At 52.5% G+C, this 19,259-nt stretch carries 20 protein-coding genes; 6 read left to right on the top strand and 14 right to left on the bottom strand.

The annotated features are described in order from the left end of the window. Positions 1-506 precede the first annotated feature (506 nt). On the top strand, positions 507-755 hold the full coding sequence (locus PPOP_RS05425; protein ID WP_148277835.1) for a hypothetical protein: 249 nt from the start codon (positions 507-509) through the stop codon (positions 753-755). 375 nt (positions 756-1,130) lie between these two features. On the opposite strand, the gene PPOP_RS05420 is transcribed toward PPOP_RS05425, so the two are convergent. After that, positions 1,131-1,799, bottom strand: coding sequence for a potassium channel family protein (locus PPOP_RS05420; RefSeq protein WP_006285091.1), 669 nt, complete (start codon positions 1,797-1,799; stop codon positions 1,131-1,133). 352 nt (positions 1,800-2,151) lie between these two features. Here PPOP_RS05420 and PPOP_RS05415 point away from each other — a divergent pair, with 352 nt between their 5' ends. Next, entirely contained in the window at positions 2,152-3,786 is a 1,635-nt protein-coding gene (locus PPOP_RS05415; protein ID WP_042227531.1) for a CPBP family intramembrane glutamic endopeptidase, read from the top strand. A gap of 120 nt (positions 3,787-3,906) precedes the next feature. Here PPOP_RS05415 and PPOP_RS20075 read toward each other — a convergent pair whose 3' ends face one another. From PPOP_RS20075 to trxA, 3 genes are all read right to left on the bottom strand, one after another. After that, a complete protein-coding gene (locus PPOP_RS20075) occupies positions 3,907-4,245 on the bottom strand; it encodes a phosphoenolpyruvate hydrolase family protein (RefSeq protein WP_267879054.1) in 339 nt (112 codons plus the stop codon). 18 nt (positions 4,246-4,263) lie between these two features. Further along, positions 4,264-6,282: an excinuclease ABC subunit UvrC gene (gene uvrC, locus PPOP_RS05405; protein ID WP_305082442.1), complete on the bottom strand. Its 2,019-nt coding sequence runs from the start codon at positions 6,280-6,282 to the stop codon at positions 4,264-4,266. A 186-nt stretch (positions 6,283-6,468) separates the two neighbouring features. Next, entirely contained in the window at positions 6,469-6,789 is a 321-nt protein-coding gene (gene trxA / locus PPOP_RS05400; protein WP_006285087.1) for a thioredoxin, read from the bottom strand. 253 nt (positions 6,790-7,042) lie between these two features. Between trxA and PPOP_RS20070 the strand changes: the two genes are divergently transcribed. Beyond that, positions 7,043-7,192: a YqzM family protein gene (locus PPOP_RS20070; protein WP_093470979.1), complete on the top strand. Its 150-nt coding sequence runs from the start codon at positions 7,043-7,045 to the stop codon at positions 7,190-7,192. A 194-nt stretch (positions 7,193-7,386) separates the two neighbouring features. Here the strand turns inward: PPOP_RS20070 and dnaI are convergent, their stop codons facing one another. The 4 genes from dnaI to PPOP_RS05385 all read right to left on the bottom strand — a co-directional run bounded on the left by dnaI (position 7,387) and on the right by PPOP_RS05385 (position 10,837). Beyond that, positions 7,387-8,334 (bottom strand): primosomal protein DnaI, encoded by a 948-nt coding sequence (gene dnaI, locus PPOP_RS05395; protein WP_006285086.1) that lies wholly within the window; start codon positions 8,332-8,334, stop codon positions 7,387-7,389. 69 nt (positions 8,335-8,403) lie between these two features. Then, complete coding sequence (locus tag PPOP_RS05390; protein WP_006285085.1) at positions 8,404-9,915, bottom strand: DnaD domain protein; 1,512 nt, start codon at positions 9,913-9,915, stop codon at positions 8,404-8,406. Between the two features lie 289 nt (positions 9,916-10,204). Next, positions 10,205-10,342, bottom strand: a complete 138-nt coding sequence (locus PPOP_RS22545) for a hypothetical protein (protein ID WP_159101810.1) — start codon at positions 10,340-10,342, stop codon at positions 10,205-10,207. A gap of 201 nt (positions 10,343-10,543) precedes the next feature. Next, the gene (locus PPOP_RS05385) at positions 10,544-10,837 is read right to left on the bottom strand and encodes a YuiB family protein (protein WP_042227536.1); all 294 of its coding nucleotides are present in this window, start codon (positions 10,835-10,837) and stop codon (positions 10,544-10,546) included. Positions 10,838-11,088: 251 nt separating this feature from the next. Here PPOP_RS05385 and hemQ point away from each other — a divergent pair, with 251 nt between their 5' ends. Next, a complete protein-coding gene (gene hemQ / locus PPOP_RS05380) occupies positions 11,089-11,841 on the top strand; it encodes a hydrogen peroxide-dependent heme synthase (protein ID WP_006285083.1) in 753 nt (250 codons plus the stop codon). A gap of 155 nt (positions 11,842-11,996) precedes the next feature. Here the strand turns inward: hemQ and PPOP_RS05375 are convergent, their stop codons facing one another. Together PPOP_RS05375 and PPOP_RS05370 are read right to left on the bottom strand one after the other, a co-directional pair. Next, positions 11,997-12,239, bottom strand: a complete 243-nt coding sequence (locus PPOP_RS05375; protein WP_006285082.1) for a hypothetical protein — start codon at positions 12,237-12,239, stop codon at positions 11,997-11,999. Positions 12,240-12,242: 3 nt separating this feature from the next. Beyond that, positions 12,243-13,439, bottom strand: coding sequence for an NAD(P)/FAD-dependent oxidoreductase (locus tag PPOP_RS05370; protein ID WP_006285081.1), 1,197 nt, complete (start codon positions 13,437-13,439; stop codon positions 12,243-12,245). A gap of 504 nt (positions 13,440-13,943) precedes the next feature. Here PPOP_RS05370 and PPOP_RS05365 point away from each other — a divergent pair. After that, on the top strand, positions 13,944-14,951 hold the full coding sequence (locus PPOP_RS05365) for an NAD(P)/FAD-dependent oxidoreductase (protein WP_006285080.1): 1,008 nt from the start codon (positions 13,944-13,946) through the stop codon (positions 14,949-14,951). 373 nt (positions 14,952-15,324) lie between these two features. On the opposite strand, the gene sda is transcribed toward PPOP_RS05365, so the two are convergent. Together sda and PPOP_RS05355 are read right to left on the bottom strand one after the other, a co-directional pair. Then, positions 15,325-15,474 carry a sporulation histidine kinase inhibitor Sda gene (gene sda / locus PPOP_RS05360; protein ID WP_006285079.1) on the bottom strand — a complete coding sequence of 50 codons (150 nt, stop codon included), beginning with the start codon at positions 15,472-15,474 and terminating at the stop codon, positions 15,325-15,327. 295 nt (positions 15,475-15,769) lie between these two features. Further along, the gene (locus tag PPOP_RS05355) at positions 15,770-16,432 is read right to left on the bottom strand and encodes a YheC/YheD family protein (protein WP_006285078.1); all 663 of its coding nucleotides are present in this window, start codon (positions 16,430-16,432) and stop codon (positions 15,770-15,772) included. A gap of 336 nt (positions 16,433-16,768) precedes the next feature. Between PPOP_RS05355 and PPOP_RS05350 the strand changes: the two genes are divergently transcribed. Beyond that, the gene (locus PPOP_RS05350; RefSeq protein WP_006285077.1) at positions 16,769-17,179 is read left to right on the top strand and encodes a DUF2871 domain-containing protein; all 411 of its coding nucleotides are present in this window, start codon (positions 16,769-16,771) and stop codon (positions 17,177-17,179) included. A gap of 581 nt (positions 17,180-17,760) precedes the next feature. Here the strand turns inward: PPOP_RS05350 and PPOP_RS05345 are convergent. Both PPOP_RS05345 and PPOP_RS20065 read right to left on the bottom strand, forming a co-directional pair. Beyond that, on the bottom strand, positions 17,761-17,985 hold the full coding sequence (locus PPOP_RS05345; RefSeq protein ID WP_006285076.1) for a hypothetical protein: 225 nt from the start codon (positions 17,983-17,985) through the stop codon (positions 17,761-17,763). Between the two features lie 884 nt (positions 17,986-18,869). After that, positions 18,870-19,259, bottom strand: a 390-nt coding sequence (locus PPOP_RS20065; RefSeq protein ID WP_422730615.1) for a transposase, incomplete at its 5' end; no start/stop codon positions are given.

The following is a 19,259-nucleotide window of genomic DNA, read 5'->3' as shown; positions in this document are numbered from 1 at the left end:
TTGCCGCCCTTACGCCGTTATGCTGAATTTCATCGCTTCACCTGTTTATCTGGCTTGCGGCGCAACAGACATGCGCAAATCCATTGATGGGCTGTCGGAAGGGCACCTTGCTTCTTGGGGAGGGAATAACGAAAGCGCCGGTAAAAAAAAGTATCCGAACCCGTAAAGGGAATAAAGGATTAAAGTCCGTGCGATGTCAGGCTACTTGGGCTGCTGCCAAAACAAAAAACACGCGGCTATCCTCCTTTTATTACCGATTGGTCAAGCGGCGAGGGCCGAAAAAAGCAAATATGGCACTGGCTCACCTGATGCTTCGCATCATCTTCATCATACTGCGGGCGGGTGTGCCCTATGAAGAACTCGGCCCAGATGATTTACCGGTGCTATTTTAATAATTTTGAAAAGTTTAGCCCACGAATTGCAACATTATTACCAATGGTTAGACAATGAATTTCCTGAACATGAAGAATCTCCTGAAGAAGAAGAATTTATTGGCGGAAATAAAAATGGAATTTGAAACGGCATGGGAAAAAGCCCTGTGTCGTTTGTTTTTTGGTGCAAGCAAGGAAAAAGCATACAGCAAACAAAGCGGATGGAATATCCGCTTAAAAAAGTGTTCATGTGAAACGAACAGGATCATTCTTGCGAAAATCATCTGCTTGTTAAGTCCTATTTTTCTTTTTCGTATAAAAAAAAGAGCCGGCTATCTTTTCGATAACCTGCTCTTATTCTTGATTTTTGACCTTGATCCTTAACTTAATGACATTGGCCGCACTGTAGCCCTTCTCCGCGAAGTATTTCGAAATTGTGGATACCAGCTTCGCATACAGCGTGCCCGTAAGATCAGGAATAACAATTGCGATTTCCGAGCTTTTTCCTATTTTTTAATTACTACTTATATTTTTTATCTTTCTATTATATTTAGGTAATTATTTGATACACGGAGGAGTCTTCATAAGTTATCCCTATTAATCACTACAGCCATTTGCTTGTGCAAGGGATCACGAGAGAATACGGTGAAAGCGGAACAAGCTGGCGCCGGTAGAATACCAACGCCAGCTTGCAGCTTAGGGGCTTTTTTTTATGTCAACAAAATGAGGGCTTGCCCAATGGCCTGGAGGGCTTTATATCTACTTGCGCTTCCCAATCTGATCTTCGAAATGATCAATCTGGGCATTCGTCCCGATGACGACCATGACGTCATCGTCCTGGAGGACATCCTCGGCCGATGGAGCAATGATTACGCCGTTCGGTTTATGCAGCGCCACAATGCTGCAGCCGTACCGGACTCTCGGGTTGACATCCTTGAGTGTCCTGCCGCTCAAGCTGCCGGAAACACTCAGCTCCGCAATCGTGTAGTCTTTGGATAGTTCGATATAATCCAGAAGGTTCGGCGACACCAGTTGGTGAGCCACCCGGATCCCCATATCCCGTTCCGGATAGATAACCCGATCGACGCCAATCCGCTCCAGTACGCGCCCATGCAGCTCAGAGACGGCTTTGGCCACCACTTTTTTGACGCCGAGCTCCTTCATTTGAATACTGACGAGAATGCTCGTCTGCAGATCATTCCCGATGGCGACAACGGCGCAATCGAGGTTCCGGATGCCGAGCGAACGCAGCACATCCTCATCCGCCGCATCGGCAACGACGGAATGCGTCAGGACGTTGTTCATCTCCGATACAACCTCTTCATCCTTGTCGATCCCCAGCACCTGATGACCGAGTTCGACCAGTTCCTGGGCCAGACTCGACCCGAACCTGCCCATCCCTACGACTGCAAATTGCTGTAACTCCATGTTCGTATTGCTCCTTCGTCCATTACTCTTCTTCTATTGGCAACCCTGGAATGCAGAAATCGGATCCCCCGTTTTCGTATTACCGAAAATTCGGCCATATTCAATTCATAACGAGATTATATACGTTTCACGACAGGGGCACAAAGTCGATGCGGCCACAAAATAAACAAAAAATACAGGAAAGAGGCTTTAAATAGCGCTTACATCTTATCCTAATCTCCCACTGTATCTTTCACGCTTTCTATTTCAGCGAATAGCTAGTTTTCTTCCATAATTTGATGTCTTGACTTTTCATCAACAAAGTAAATACAATATTGAGAAGCAACGCAATGGAAAATGGAGGTAACGCTTTGTGCCCCATCATGTAACAAGACGCTTATTGCTGGCTTCAATCATTGGATTTGTAGTGTTTGTGCTCCTGCAAATTGTTATTCCCTTGCTTCAGGATGCGAACCGAACCGGGCCAGATCAGGAGCGAACGCTTTTAACGAAGCGCGAAGCTGCTGAACGGGCGGTTGAATTTGTAAGGCGCGAGCCGTGGAGAAGCCGCATCATGCTATCGGAACAGAAGCCGTCGATCGTCTATAAAACCGACAGGCTGGCGTCGGGCTATATGAACCGGGAAAGGCTGGCCGACAGCTATGCTCCCTGGGACGGACAGGCTCCAATAGAAATGTATCAAGTCCTGCTCAGCGTCACGACATCCGATGGGAAGGACATTTTGAAGGTGGACGTACATATGACAAGCGGCAGCGTGGTGGGCTATGAATTGGCCGCGATGCCGGGGAGTCCGCATTCGGAGGCGCCGGCACTCGCCCCAGAGAAGGTACGGCTGATCGCCGACCGCGAGCTGATCGCGCTCGGCTGGGACGTATCCAGGCTAGTGCTTCAGAGCGTTCATCCGTCCCGGCCGGATGAGCTGCGATACACTGTCAAGCAGGGCGAGATCGGCGCTGCGCAGCTCGAACTGGTCGTCCGCTTGCGCTCAGATCGTGTCGTTGCGCTGCACCCCGTCTGGAGCATCCCGTCCGACTATCAGGCACTTGAGCAGACACAGACCGAGACAGCCGGCTCCATATATCACTACGGCTACCTGTGGATGTCGGTTGGGCTAAGTTTGCTCGCCCTGTGGGCTTGCATCTATTACCGGCGGTGGATCCGCTTCGGCTCGGGCACGCTGATCACGTTGTCGATCCTGTCGTGCACCATCTCTCTGCTTGATATGTGGAATATGTTACCCGGGCTGGACGTACTGCAGTTCGACGTGCCCCACACGGAGCTGAATCTGAATGTGATTCCCATCCTGCTGGGAGCCATTACGGTTACGCAAGGGCTATTCCTTTATTTTTCGCTGGTGTCGGGTTCGTATTTATGGAGACAGGCAGGACGAAGTGAGCTGTTGCCGACTTGGCGTGATCGTTCGTTTGGCGATGCATTGACCAGCTCCTTCCGCCTCGGTACGCTGTATGCGGGCGTGCTGCTCGGCGTCCAGAGCGTCATCTTCCTGATACTGGAGACCGGCTTCGGCGTCTGGTCGGCTACCGACGCCTCCCTGTCACCGCTCAATCTGACCGTACCTGCCCTCTATCCGTTCCTCGCCTGGATGGCCGCGATTTCGGAGGAAGGCGTATTCCGCTGGTTCGGGACCGGCCTACTGAACCGTTGGCTTAAGAACCCTTGGGCAGCCGGCGTCGTTCCAACCTTGATCTGGGCCTTCGGCCATGTGACCTATCCAATTTACCCGTACTATTCGAGACCGGTGGAACTGCTTATTATCGGGCTCCTGTTTCTCGCGATAATGCTGCGCCATGGCTTCTGGACCGCCATGTTCGCCCATCTCATGTTTGACAATGTGCTGATGAGCATGGGTTTTCTGCTGGGGGGAACAGCACCCGGCCTCGGCCTCGGCGTATTCTACCTGGCACTGCCGGTGTTGATCGTGCACGGCGTACGCAGGCTGCACCAGTACAGCAAAAGCAGGGCATAATTTCCGGTCACGCCGAGCCGGGGATCTCTTTTTTTTTCATATTGAGAAAATGGATAAATAACATGATGAGACAGCATTGCAGAGCAAACCTCCGCAATGCTGTGTTTGATTAGTTGCGATTCAATTTGAGTGAGCGCGGTCTTTGCGCCGATTGTCCCTTTGGTCGTCAAGCTCATGAGCCTTGCGGATCATATCCACTTCCAGATCATAGCCCTGCCGAATGGATTCGATATATTGCTCTAACTCAATGGTCGGATCCGTCGCGCACAGCCCGAAGATAATGGGAACTTCTCTGGCGATAGGGATAATTTCCCTGGACCCGAATTCCATCACGAGATCGTTGCTGTTCGAAAAGGGAAGCAGCCCTCCAAACGAGCTCAATCCCATCTGCCGGAACCGGCCTGAATTTAAGGCCTGGACTTCGATTCTAAAAAGAAGCTTTGCAGGAACGGCCTGCAAAGCTTCGCTTGTTTCTTTTTATTCATCATTGTCCACATCGGCAGCCTCCATATCCGGTGCATCCGGCTTTTCTTCCTGTGGTTCCTGCTCTTGTCGAAGCGAGGCTAAGATTGTGTTCGCCAGCTTCTCGCCGATCCCGATTTCCCGGAAATCCTCGGCGGAAGCCTCCCGTATTTTCTTCAAGGAGCCGAAGTGCTTCAGCAGCCGCTTGCGCCGCTTCTCGCCAATGCCCGGAATGGAATCGAGCGCCGAAGTGACCATCGACTTGGCCCGCCGTTCGCGGTGGAACGAGATCGCGAAGCGGTGAACCTCCTCCTGGATGCGCTGCAGCAGGTAGAACTCCTGGCTGTCCCGCGCAAGCGGTACGATGGTGGGCGGGCATCCAGCCATCAGCTGTGCCGTCTTATGCTTGTTGTCCTTGACGAGACCGCACACCGGGATATCGAGGCCGAGCTCATTCTCAAGCACATCAAGCGCCGCCGACATCTGACCGCGGCCGCCGTCCACGATAATGAGATCCGGCGTGTCCAACTGCTCCTTCAGCACCCGTTCATAACGGCGGCGGATGACTTCGCGCATCGTCTCGTAATCATCCTGGCCAACGACGGTGCGCACTTTGTATTTCCGGTATTCCTTTTTGTCCGGCTTGCCGTCGGTGAAGACGATCATCGCGGAGACCGGGTCGGCCCCCTGGATATTGGAGTTGTCAAAAGCTTCGATCCGGCGAAGTGTGCCGATTCCGAGCGCGTCCCCCAGCCGTTGAACAGCCCCCTGCGTCCGCTCCTCGCTCCGCTCGACCAGCTTGAACTTCTCGTCCAAGGTGACGCGCGCATTTTCCATCGCCATGGAGACCATCTGCTTCTTCAACCCGCGCTTCGGCAGTATGACCTTCACCTTCAACCATTGCTGCAATGCTTCCGTCGTCGCCAAGCTCTCGTCGGCATGCGGATCGGCGTCCAGCCGCTTCGGATTAGCTCTGTCCGGATCCGGAAGCAGAATCTCCTTCGGCACCGCCGGATTATCGCTGTAATATTGCGTCACAAATGACATAAAGTCGGCATAGGGTTCCCCATAAAACGGGAATTGGGTCGTATGGCGCTCGATCATTTTTCCTTGACGGATATATAGAATCTGTACGCACATCCAGCCTTTGTCTACCGTGAACCCGAACACATCGCGATCGACCTGGTCGGATGTATTGATGTTCTGCTTCTCCATAATCGCCGCGATCGCCATCAGTTGATCGCGATATTCCTTGGCCCGCTCGAATTGCAGCTCCTCGGCCGCCTCCTCCATCTTCCGCTGCAGCTCGTGTTTAATCTCTTCATGTCCGCCGCTGAGAAATTTGGAGATCTCCTGCAGCATGTTTTCGTATTCGGACTCGGTCACCTCGTACGCACACGGCGCCAAGCACTGGCCGATATGATAATACAAGCAGACCCGGTCCGGCATCGTGGAGCATTTGCGCAGCGGGTAGAGGCGGTCGAGCAGCTTCTTCGTCTGCTGGGCGGCGAATCCGTTCGGATAAGGGCCGAAATATTTCGCCTTATCCTTCAGCACCCGACGCGTCACCTCAAGCCGCGGGTGGCGTTCATTCGTAATTTTGATATAAGGGAACGTCTTGTCATCCTTCAGCAGCACATTGTAACGCGGGTGATGCTTCTTAATAAGATTGCATTCCAAGATAAGGGCTTCCATATTGCCGCCGGTGACGATATATTCGAAATCGCGGATCTCCGCTACGAGTCGTTGGGTTTTGCCGTCATGGCTGCCCGAGAAATAGGAGCGGACACGGTTCTTGAGCACCTTCGCCTTACCGACGTAAATAATCGTGCCCTCTCTGTTCTTCATCAAATAGCAGCCTGGAGCATCGGGCAGCAAGGCGAGCTTGTGGTGAATCTGCTCCAGCGCCTGGGCGCGTTCTGTCAACGCTTCGGCATCCAGCTCGTCTTCCTGTTCCGGGGCATAGCGTTCATTCCAGCGGGCCTTCCACCGCTCTGCGCGCCAGTTCGGGCGGTTCTTGTCCGAGTCACTCACACGAGGCTCCCTCCTTCCCATCATGGTTCCTGCCCTGCCTCCTGCACACGGGCTCGTACCGTTGCGCAAGGTGCATGACTTCACTATTTTATCAAAAAAGAGGACGCCGCGCTTCTGCCCAACGTAAAGAAGCCCTCCTGAATCAGGAAGGCTTCTCTTCTATCGCACGCTCATCCGAGCGGATGCTTATTGATGCTTGCCAATCAAGCCTTTGAGCGCATCCTTGGAGTTCAGTCCGACCACTTTATCCACTGGCTGGCCATCCTTGAACACGATGATTGTCGGAATGCTCATTACACCGAAGCGGGAAGCGGATTCCGGATTCTCATCCACGTTCACCTTCGTGATCGTAGCTTGACCGCTCACTTCCCCGTCCAATTCTTCAAGAATCGGAGCCAATCTCTTGCAAGGGCCGCACCAAGGCGCCCAAAAATCGACCAAAACGACGCCTTGCTGACCTTCTACCTCGGTCTTGAACGTCTGGTCGGACACATTTACGATAGCCATGTTAGAGAACCTCCTCTTTTATCGTGAAAAACAGAATATCTAAGTTAACAAGTTAAGTATACCACAAGTCGGACTTTTATGTGAATTCAGAGGGGAATGCGTTTTGTTAGAAATTTGTCACACGTTAAAAAGCCCCAGACTTTACAGTTCCGCCGCCGTTAGATATACTAAAAGCGTTAAAATAGGTTTTATTACCTGTCCATGTTGTGATATAAGTCATTGTAACTTGACGTACTGATGGGAGGAAGCGCCAATGGAAGCCAATACGATGGATCCTCGCGAACATGTCAACGAAGAGCCGAGAAATGATTTTTCAGACGTGCTGTTCGGGTTCAACGCCATGCTCGGGTTTATGTTCGTCGTCTTCTTCGGCATGGTGATCGTAAAGTTCATTATGTCGTAACATCCAATTGCCTTATGTCGTTCCGCGGGCAGGCCCGGATTGCTTCCGCCTGTCGGGAACATCGTCAAGCGGAAGCACCCGAACCGTTCAATCCGTTCCTGAGTGATCCACATTGCCGGTAAAGCATGAAGCGATGCATGCCTCGCCCTTCCCATCCTGTCAATGCAGCAAAAAAAGACACGCTCCCGCGTGTCTTACATTCCCCGTTTGTTGCGCCCGTTCACATGGACAATGTCCGCAAACGGCCTAATTCGGTCCATGAGGCGCTCCGCCTTATAAATATCTTCACCGTCGCGCGTATAGCTGAAATGCTTCAGCAGCGAGTTGGTGTCATAATTCGACGTATAGAAGGTCGGCTTCCGGTTCATTCGGTAGTTCACAATTGAGCCGAGCACATGATCGCGCACCCAGGCCGACATATTCTCCGCTCCGATGTCGTCAAATACGAGCAGGTCGGTCTCTTTCATCAGCTCGATCGTCTCCCGCAGCTTCTGCGGCTCCTGGAACATCGATTTAAGCTCCTCGACGAATTCCGGCATGTAGACAATCACCCCAGTATATCCGGCGCGGGCCAACTCATACAGCACATAGCTCATCAGGAAGGTCTTCCCGGTCCCGAACGGTCCGACCAGGTACAATCCGTGCGGCGTCAGCCCGGATTCCTTCGCCCGCATCACATATTCCATCATCTTCTTGACCGCAGGCGCCCGCTCCATGTCGATCTCAAGCATCTCCCGGGCAGAATATCCCTGCTTGAGGGCCGTCTCATCCACATAAAAGGAACGGACACGGTTATGGATCGACTGCTGGCGCTCATGCGCAATCCACTTCTGGCACGGCACCTTGCAGTCATGAATGAACGCCTGGCCGTTGAGCGTCTCGGCGCTCAGCCGGGTGTAATGCCCGTAGAAATCGTTCGGGCAATGCTCCAGGCCCGGGCATTGGCTGCAATGCCCCGCCTCCTTCACGTATTGGTACAATTTGTTCATATTTATGCGAAGGCTGCGCTCGTCCAGCCCGGGATGGGAGCTGCGGAATTCGGCGACGAGCGGATGGTTCATTAGCTCGGCCATCTTCTGCTCCGCTTGCGCGCGCCGGCTGCCAAGCGGCAGCTGCTTCAACAGTTCGCCTATCGACTCCATACGGGAGCCCTCCTTATCCTCTGTCTTCGATATTTATCTTGTAGAAGTCTGCAAGCAAGCTTGCCGGCCTTAGGCTTGTCCGTCCAATCTGCGGGCAAGCGCCCGTGCGGCGTCGATCTCCTCCTGCGACAGCGACGAAGGCGCCTCCTGCGAGCGGGTCACGATCGGAATCGCCGGCTTCGCCGTTTTCCCGTAACGGCTGCGTGTCCGCTGCGAAGCGGCCTTGCCGCCTGATCGGGCCGCGCCCGCCTCCTGCAGCTGCGACTGCTGGCGGATATACATCACCGCTTGCTCGTAGGTGCGGATCTGCTTCACCAGCATATTAGACACAATCGCTTCGACGAAGTTGCGGTTCAACCGCTGCTCGCCCCCCTGCACGAGCATGGTCATCAAATAATGAATGAGTACGTTAATGACTTCATCCGGCAGCTTATAATTGATATCCATCTTGGTGAACATATCCAAAAAAGAGTCCGGCACCGCGCCCGGGAAAAACCGCTCCAGCAACTGGGTGTACGGCGTATTGCGAAGCATCATATTGTATTGGTGTATATCACATTTGCCGCTGAACTGATGCGGCACGTCGACATAGAATTCCATCTCGACCGCGACTTCCTCTTCCGGGGCCGCAGACTCCTCCCCGAGATGACCGATGCGCTGCTGCTCCCGCTCCTGCCATTCCCCACGGCGCTTGTTCTGGCGGAAGTGCAGATGCGCCCGGTGCTGCAGCTCATCGATGACGATGCGGCCGTCCTCCGCAAAGATGTCGTCTTCATCGAGAAGCCGGACCGTCTCCTGCAGCGTAAGCCCGAACTTGCGGACAACATAATTGATGACGCCGATCCCTTCCCGGTCATAGCGCAGCCGTTCGACGAAGCTGCGGTTCACCGACTGCTTCGGGAAGCGGATAATAATGTCGGCGTAGTTCAAGGCCGGCGCCTCCGCTTCCTCGGTCGACGCTGGAGGGCGAACGGACGCTCGGCTCGGCGCCACTTCATCCAGCGCTTGCTCCAGCTCGACGTCAATCACCTGCGTGTTCAGGCGGAACAGTTCATAGAACGGAATTGAAATATTTTCGCGCTCCGCCTCCTTCACCGTCGCGTCCAACGGCTCGCCCGTACTGAATTGCTCCCTCAGATTCAGCACGGCGTACTTGCCGACAAAGTCGCGCAGCAGCAGGGTCAAATGCTGAGTCTGGAAAAATTCATGGGGCGACAGCGGAGGTTGAAGCTCGTATTCGTACATATACTCCTCCATGTCCGGAAGCAGCATCCGCGAGGTCTGCAGCAATCCGACCGCTTCCAGCTTCGAGGTCTGTTCGACGAAATAGGTCCGCCCCTTCTCGCTCGGCTCGAGACCGAGCAGCAGAAACAGTCGGCGCTGCGCATCGACGCCCGAGTAGCCGACGCGGTCCGCAGGCGCATGCTGGTACAATAAGTGATATAACCCAATCGCGAATGCTCCGACCATCGGCTGATAGACGTGGGACAGCATCTTCCGATCCAGCTCGCTGAGGCTGAATTCCCGGTAAGCCACATACCGATGATGCTCTGTAAAATGATGCATGTTGGACATTCGCATGACACTCTCTCCTTTTCATCCGTGCACGTCACGTTCACCTATTGTAACATACTTGAGACGAACCGTCCGGGGGAAAAATCCGGTGTTCAGCTATTGCGGACGCCCCGTGCACAAGTCCGATCCGGCCGCCACAGCCGTAGCGGCCGATTCGAATCTCCCGCTCATCGCATCGCCCGGCGCAGCTCGAGCAATTCGGCATAACGTCGCTCCAGCCGATCCTTCTCGACCTCGTCCTGGCGAACCGGCTGGGATAACCGGGACAATAACTCGGATCATTCCAGCTCGACCTTCATCCGCTGCTCTTCCGTCCAGGCCGCTTCCTCCCGGTCCGAGCCATCGGCTTGCGAGCCTGCTGCGGCGCCACCTTGTCGGCATGCAGCGCCTCGATCGGCAGCAGCTCGGGATAACCGGACTCAGCATGAGTCAAGACTTCGGGAAGGCCATTGTTGCCATCATCACTGCATCATTGTGTCCTCCTGGGGGGATATAGCCTCCCCGAGCGCCGCCCAGAAGCCTCAACATGATGCCACAAAAAAACCGCTGAAGCATCCCCTTCAGCAGTTCACGGCCCGCGATTCCACTCTATCCAAAAAGGCGCGGAACCCCATTCCCCGCCCAGCAAACTATGTCAGAACATTTTGTATCCGCTCTTGCGAAGAACGTCAATCGTCTTGCCGCTGACGAAGGCTCCGGCCAGTCCCGCCAATGCCGTCAAATAATCGACAAGACCGTAGCTTCCGATATTTCTGATAAAGGACAGTTCGCTCTTCCACAGTATCCAAATGGACGCCGGCAGCACAACAACGATATAAAATCCGATTGGGAACCAGGTCGTCTTCATCAGCATGTTCAAAATAAATCCGATCCCGAACATCATGACGAAGAAAAGTATCATCAAAATGGTGACCATAATCCATCCCATCATGTCTTTCATCCCCCCCTCTTGTAACCTATCTCCACATGGATACCCCGTCGGCCTGTCTTGTATCCAAAATTAACCAATTTACCTTGATTAGTATTAGTGTACTGGCAGAGAAGTTAAAAATCAACGAACATTTAGTGACATTTATCACTTTCAAGTTGCTCCTGGACTGACAGATTAGCTACAATGGCCTTGTGAATGTTTGACGATGAAGATATATTTATATAATTAAGGCAATGGAGGTTCACGATATGAATGAAGCTGCATTAACACTGGAAGGCTGGTATGCGCTCCATGATTTTCGCTTAATCGACTGGACGAAGTGGAACAAGGCGGATGACGAGGAACGGGCGCATGCGCTAGACGAGCTGCAATCGCTCTGGTCCGATTGGATCCAGGCAGAAGAAGAGAAGCGGGGAAGCACCGCCATATACAGCATCGTCGGGCAGAAGGCCGATCTCGTTCAATTCCATCTGCGTGAGACATTAGAAGAATTGAACGCGATGGAGCAGGCCTTCTACAAAACCTCCTTCGCACAATATACGATTCCTACTTATTCGTACGTGAGCATTGTCGAGCTAAGCAATTATATGGCGAAGCCAGGGGCGAACGGCGATCCGATGGATAATCCGGAAATGGCGGCCCGGCTGAAGCCGACGCTGCCGAAGAGCAAGCATATCTGCTTTTATCCGATGAACAAGAAGCGCGATCTCTCCGACAACTGGTACATGTTGTCGATGGACGATCGCCGCGCCATGATGCGAAGCCACGGCATGATTGGCCGCAGCTATGCCGGCAAGGTGAAGCAGATCATTACCGGCTCCGTCGGCCTGGACGATTGGGAATGGGGCGTCACGCTGTTCAGCGATGACGCGCTGCAATTCAAGAAGCTGGTTTACGAGATGCGCTTCGATGAAGTGAGTGCCCGCTTCGGCGAGTTCGGCTCCTTCTACGTCGGGAACCTGCTCACGCCGGAAATGCTAAATGACATGATGAAGGTCTAGCATTATCTACACTAGCCGTAAAAGCATGGACCGGGAAGCCCGCAGGGACTTCCCGTTTTTTGCGTTCCATGCTTATGCTTCCAAGAATGAGTTTTAAATTATTATCAAAAAAACGCCGCCACATCGAGCTGCGGCGACGTTGTGCCTATCTTGAATCAATCTTCTTCATCCTGCAAAGAAGCCAAATATTCCGCCATCATGCGATCCCGCATTCTTCCTTTCTCCTTCAGCCGTTCGATCGCCGGTTGAATGAGCAGATCAACTTCTTTTTGAACCATATAGGCTAGATCGTAGCGGTTCTGCTGCTCCAGATACGCTCCGACCTCCATCAAGGCGTTGTAGCGATCCAATTCGGGGCGGGTCAGCAGCCCGCGCACCTGCACGCTGCAATGACGCATCGCTTAGAAGAACTTCCCTTTGCGAAACGCCAGGGAAATGCCGCCGATCGTGAATAGCCAGCGAATGTCGATCACTTTTTTCAATTGCGCCGCCCAGAAGCCGTTCAGCTTCTTCGAGCCGACGACGCCGATCGCTTCGCCTTTGCCCAGAGATGCTACGGTCCCTTTATTATGGAACTCGAATTTTTTAAGCGGTTGATTGCGAATGGAAGCGATGATATTGCTTGTGCATACCGGACCTTGCTGCATCGCCATTTGCGCCGTCGGCGGGTATGGACGATCGTTCGCCGGGTTCATCATCAGCGAGTTATCACCGATTATAAAGATGTTGTCATGGCCAGGCGCTCTCAAATATTCATCCACCTTGACACGGCCGCGCATCGCTTCGAAGCCGGCTTGCTCGATGAGACGGTTGCCGCGGATGCCCCCGGTCCATACGACGGTGGACGCCTTGATCTCTTCGCCGGTCGCGAGCACGACGCCTTCCGGCGTGCATTCCTTGATTGCGGTCGCAAGCTTGAAGGTTACGTCCTTCTTCTTCAGCACGTCGATCGCGTATTCGACCAGTCCCGGATCGAAGCCAGGGAGCGCTGTCGGCGCCGCTTCAATGTTATAAATATGTACCCGCTTCGGATCGACATCGAACTGCTTGCATAGCTGTGGAATGCGATCGGACAATTCGCCTACGAATTCAATTCCGGTGAAGCCCGCTCCGCCGACGATAAAGCTCAGGCGCTCCTTCTTGCTCTCATCCTGCTTGAACAGAGCGAATTGATGCTCAATATGCTCGCGGATGATGCGAACCGAGTTGATGCTGCGAATGCTGAACGCATACTCGCCCAGACCCGGAATGCCAAATGTCTCCGGCTCGCCTCCCAAGCCGATGACCAAATAATCAAAGGACAGCGTACCGTCTTCCAAAATAACCTTCTTGTCTTGCACGCGGATTTCTTTGACGGTCGATTTGACGAAATCAATCTTGAACTCGTCGATCAGCTTCGAAATCGATACATACGCATTCTCAAAGGAGTCTGTACCGGCAGCAGGCATATGCAAATGAGTCGTGAAGTAATGGTAGTCATGTTTGTTGACCAACGTTACATCCGCTTCATTGAAATTCAGTTCTTTTTGCAGCCGCTGAGCTGCCATGATGCCACCGTAACCCGCGCCTAAAATGACGATTTTAGGTATGTTGCTCATCGTAATTTGCTCCTTCCAGTCGGGTAAATCAACTTGAGCCGACTCTGTGGACCCACAGGAACAGAATCGGCTGTGCTTCGACGCCCATCTATATGAAAATGTGAAAATCGCCACAAAAAAACAAACGAGTGCCTGCGCGATATTGTAAAAAAAGATGCGCCGCTATGAATTGCATCATCGACAATTTTTCGAACTTTGTATCCAATCCACCTGCAATGATATCGAGTTTCCAGCAAAAATACAAGCATCATTTTTCTGAGTTCTAAATGTAAGCGTTTTACTTTGTTGGTTTTTTGAACTATGATTTAATAGGCTGGAATGTCGTGTTCTTCCTTACGTTCCTGTACTACCTTTCATAGGTGAGAACCACTGACATTAAAATGGACCATTTTCAATATGCATTGTTTCCTTCTCTCCACACTAGGTTTATAATGGATAATGTGCCGGATTACACAATGACCATGATCACGTGGTCAGACATCGTCATTTTGGAGGTGCTCTGCCTTGGATTCACAACCAGTTGTACAACAAGATATTGTAGATATTCTTATTATTGGTGGCGGTCCTGCCGGAATGTTTGCCGCCTTCTACGGTGGCATGCGCCAAGCATCCGTACGGCTGCTTGAGAGCATGCCTCAGTTAGGAGGACAATTAGCAGCCCTGTACCCCGAGAAATACGTTTACGACGTAGCAGGCTTCCCGAAGGTTACGGCCCAGGAACTGGCCCTTCAGCTCAAGCAGCAGATGGAGCATTTCCACCCCGACGTGCGCTTGGAAGAGAAAGTGCTTCGCGTCGAGAAGCTTGACGAGCGCTTCTTCGCGATTACGACGGATAAGCAGGTCCATCACGCCAAGGCAGTAATCATTACCGCGGGCGTGGGCGCCTTCGAACCGCGTCGGCTCGAGCTGCCGGAAGCCGCGAAGTACGAGAAGTCGAACCTTCACTATTTCGTCAGCGATCTGCAGCAGTTCACAGGTCGGCGCGTGCTGATCAGCGGCGGTGGCGATTCCGCCGTAGACTGGGCCTTGATGCTGGAGCCGATTGCGGAGCAGGTGACCTTGATTCACCGCCGCGACAAATTCCGCGCCCATGAGCACAGCGTCAAGCAATTGATGAACTCCAAGGTACAGGTGTTGACGCCGAAGGAGATTACCGCCTTGCATGGAGACGCGAAACGTGTGGAACGGGTGACCATCACCGATACGAAGAGCACAGGCTCCATGGATATCGATATCGATGCGGTCATCGTTAACTTCGGATTCGTATCCTCATTGGGGCCAATTGCCGAATGGGGATTAAACATTGAAGGCGGATCGATTGGCGTCGATACCCGGATGGAGACCAACATTCCAGGCATATTTGCGGCAGGCGATATTACGACATATCCAGGCAAGCTGAAATTGATTGCGGTCGGCTTCGGCGAAGCGCCAACTGCGGTCAATAACGCGAAGGTGTATATCGATCCAACGGCCAAGCTGTCCCCGGGCCACAGCAGCAATATGAAGATGTAAGCTGCCCGCCAGGCGGCGCATAACGGTTTGTCATAAGAAAAGGAAAGAAAGGGTATCCTACTCCTATTCTGTGTCTAATGGAGGAGGATACCCTTGTTTCATGTTTGTCCACTATGCAACGGCATAACAAGCCACATGCTTCAATGTCCGAACTGTTTGAACCCAGCCGTCGACAGCGGCAAACTGGAAGATTATTATGGACCCTACTCTCCTTATTTCCAAGCGGTGGACGCCAATGACACGCTTCCGATCCATATCAAGGATCGTTCTAGCAACCGGTTGTGTGTGCATATCTTATATTGTGAACACTGTAATACGTCCTCAACCGTCAATGGCCTGTCTTGGGAGTAAGGATCACGAATAACCGGCTATTCTATCTGCACACCGGTTTGGGGAAGAGGGTCGGATGCAGGCGGCGTTTCTGAATTTCGGCAAGCAGCAGCGCGATGAAGTCATCATCTAGACCCAGCTTGATTGCCTGCTCATAGGAATCCATAAGCAATTCATCGGAGAGCAAAGCCATCCTAAATCACAACCTTTCCTAAAGTTTCCTTAATGCCCCATCATCATATCATGGTTGATTTCTCAGGAACAAGCGTTCCGTTATCCACAACCGGCTGTGGAAAATATGTGTTTAACTTGTTGATAACCGTCGAAAAAGGACTTAAATCACTGGGGATGATGTGGATAGTTTTATTCACATCTATTTTTGTTGAATTTTGGATAAAAATCTTTAATCATAATCTTGTTCATCCCAAATGAAATCTATCACGTTTATTGACCGTAAGCGCGGAAGCCGCCTGCATCGCGAATGTTCGCTATTGCGGGCGCGTATTCACTTCAAAAATCCAGATGTGTCCGGATTTGTCAATCCCGTAATCATAGCCGAGTTGGCTAATGCCCGGGTACTTCGCCTCCAGGATTCGGGTGCACCTCCGCGAAATATGCAGCATCTGCCGCTTCTTCAATCGGACCATCTTGCCGGACAAGGAGCGGCGAAGACCTTCTGACCCGCTGAGCTGCGTCCCACCCCGGCATAGATTCGTCACAAAGAGGCCATGGCGCGCCAGTCTGCCAACGACGCCCCGGCAGACCCATCTTCCCCTCGTCTTCACCAATTTGACCCGGTAATCGATCGGTCTCCCGCTAATCGAAGCCAGCCGGATGCCGCGCTGAATGATGTACCTTCGCTTCTTTTTCACTGTGGAGAGCGAGTGGACCAACGCATCGAACCCGGTAAAAGAGCGCGTCTTCGACATATAGGTGTACGCATAATTACTGCCTTCCATAGTGACTTTGATGACGCCGGTTCCGCCGCCGCCCACGATCGGCTTGATCACGACAAATCCGTATTGGTTCACCATTTGATGCAAATTGGAGGTGTTGTACACCCGCGTTGCCGGGATATGATCCGCAACCTGCGGATTTCCAAGCAGCGCTTCCGTCTTCAGCCATTTGCTAGCTAACTGCCGTCCTTCCATGCGCCTATCCCCTTTCGTCTACGAGCTTCTTGTTTATACATACTCAATGACGCCCGGTGATTCTTGGATCATTGTCCACGGCACGCGCCTTATTTTGGGGACATGACTTCCCCGATTCCGCTTCGTTCTTCCGGAGCACTTCAATTCAGCACATTTCAGCGTCTCGTCTTCTTGTCATTGCCGCATGCGAGATGGTATCGTAATGGATAAGGTAAAGAGGGGAGCGACATTCCACGACGACGGCCGCCGGATTTGAAGTGCTGTATTAGATTGTCATCCGTGGTCCCCAATATTTTTCAAGCCTGACGAGAAATGATATGGAGAGAGGTAAGCACCATGAAAAAGCTATATGTGACATCATTTATTTATGCTGTATTCGGGCTGCTAGCCGGTGTTTTTTTCAGAGAGTTCACCAAGGTGAACGGTTTTACGGACTATACCATGCTGAAGCCGCTGCATACCCACATGCTTGTGCTCGGCTTTCTCTTCTTCCTCGTGCTCCTCATCCTGGCCCGCCTGTTCCGCGTGCACGAGGTCCGCTCATTTACGGCATGGTACTATGTGTATAATGCGGGCATGCTGGTTACGATCGGCACGATGGCGACGCGCGGCATCCTGCAGGTGCTCGGCCGAGACATGAACGGCCTGAACCATTTGGCCGGACTAGGGCATTCGATTGTCGGCGCCGCCATCATCTGGCTCATGGTCCTGCTCGGCAAGACGCTCAAGGAGCCGACGCGGCAATAGCGCCGCCCTTCCCAAGCTGCACCGCCCCGACGCGAAGAAACCTCCACTTCCTTCATGGAAGCCGGAGGTTTTTGTTTGCCTTGATCCCGTATGCAGCATGTCCTGCAGCGCCGCCGTGGCTGAATCCCGCGTGCCCGAATAAGTGTATTATTCGAAGCCGCCCGTAATGTCAAGTAAACATCCGCAGAACGCAAGAGAAGGCACTGAACGCCTTCATAGTCCCGTTTCAAACGCTTCGCCGCTTCTGTCGAACCCGTAGGGCGAAATTCTTTTCGACGAGCCGTTTCCGCTGGCGACTGGATCTTTCCTCCGTGACCTGCATCCCAAGGCAGCCGGTCGAAGGCAGGCGCACGCCGCGCGACTCTCCCTTCAGTACGATAATACACAGCCGTGCTTTCCACTGCCCAATACGCTTCGTGCCGACGTTCCCTTACCACCTGTGCACTCGGCTCCGTATCCGGCCATCCCAATATCATCACCGAGAGCCATTCCTCCTCCCCATGGTGATCGGAATCGGTGAGCAGGTGCAACAATCCACGATAGCTATGCAGCGCATCGCGGTAGTATTTTGTCCAGCTTCTCTACCCCCACTGATCCATCTCCTTGCACTCGGCGAAGTCCTCCAGCACCGCCAACCCGATACATATCGGCATCGCAGGCTGGAGCACGACCAGCTTCCTCCCTCTTCCCTTCCCTCCGTCCTCCGCCAGCCAGTAGCCTGCATCTACGCGCCAGTCCAACGTCATCCCCATATGCCATCCGCACTCTGTTCTTACTGTTCTTACGGCGTAAACTCTTACTTGCATCCGTTCCCTCTCCTTCCTTATTCGACGGCGTCAATACATGTTGAAGCCCTGCCTCATCCGGCAAGCATCAACAGACAACAAAAAAGCACACCCCACCCGTTCAAGGGATGGCATGTGCTTCATGCTCAACGTCTATATAAATAATTTGCCTAAATTATATACGATGCAGCGACAATTGACAACCCTAATTTGCAAATTATTACAGCATCTCCCCAGTAAACTCCGCTTCTGAACCCTTCGTAAATCAAACCCCAGAAATGCGAAAGCGTCCTCTCAGGCTACGGGAGCGGGACTTTTCTCCCGGTCGGACTTTCACCGACAAGAAGTTGTCCTTAGCTGGACACGCCGATGTCCCAATGTTTTTTTAGATCTCAGCGACCTGTTCTGCAAAGATGGTTCTTAGATCCGTAAACTCCTGGACTTCATGGCCTTGTCCATCCTGAAACAGGACGACTCTATGTGCCGCTCTTGGAAACGATATTATTCACCAGCGTTCATTTGGAAGCTGCTCCAGAATTGGAATAGCAACCTTATATTCCTTCCACCATTTCTATTTCATTTTAGGTACTGTTTTGGACAATTATACAAAGGAGGCTTACATCTATTTCGTATTGCTAGATGCCTCCATCACCGGCAAGCAGGAGTCGGCTCTCCATGTGATACGCCGTTGGGTCATAGCCGGGGCACGGCTTGCCAACAGAAGGGGAGGATTTGGCGGATGAAGCCATGAGGAGAAGGCGATTCTGCAAGCCCATATCACGGCCTGGATCGCCCTTCTGATGTGTATACTGCAGCGCTCTGCCTCTTGATCTGGCATAGAGGGAATTGAACCGGTGGACAAACCCTTCTCTTCTAGAAGTCTGGTGAAAAATAGGTTATCGAGGTCAGATTGAGCCGTAACAAGGACGGCAAAAAGCAAATCGTAGTTGGGCGAGTAAATGTGTTGTGAGCACCTCAACCGCATCTCCGACGGAATTTACGCATACGGAACTACCGCCTACTGGCCGTTTTTTCTTAAACCGGCAGAGTCGTTTCAAATTTTGGACAATGGCTGTCCACGTGGCCTGCTCCTGCATGCGCTCCAATCCTCGGCTATGGGCTCGGTTCATTCCGTGAACGTTCTTCGCCTCTGCAAAGACGTGTTCACAGCGAACTCGCATTTTCTGCACGTGACGGTATCTGTACAGGCGGGAATCCGGATCGCTGGTGCTTCGATGGGTCTGGTTCGAGAAGGTTTTTCCATGAAAATCTTCATGGATGGCTTGTTCTGTAAG

This window comes from Paenibacillus popilliae ATCC 14706 (assembly GCF_000315235.1).
Classification (GTDB): Bacteria; Bacillota; Bacilli; order Paenibacillales; family Paenibacillaceae; genus Paenibacillus_B; species Paenibacillus_B popilliae.
Note: the sequence above shows the minus strand (reverse complement) of the source record. Positions and strands in the feature narration are given on the sequence as shown.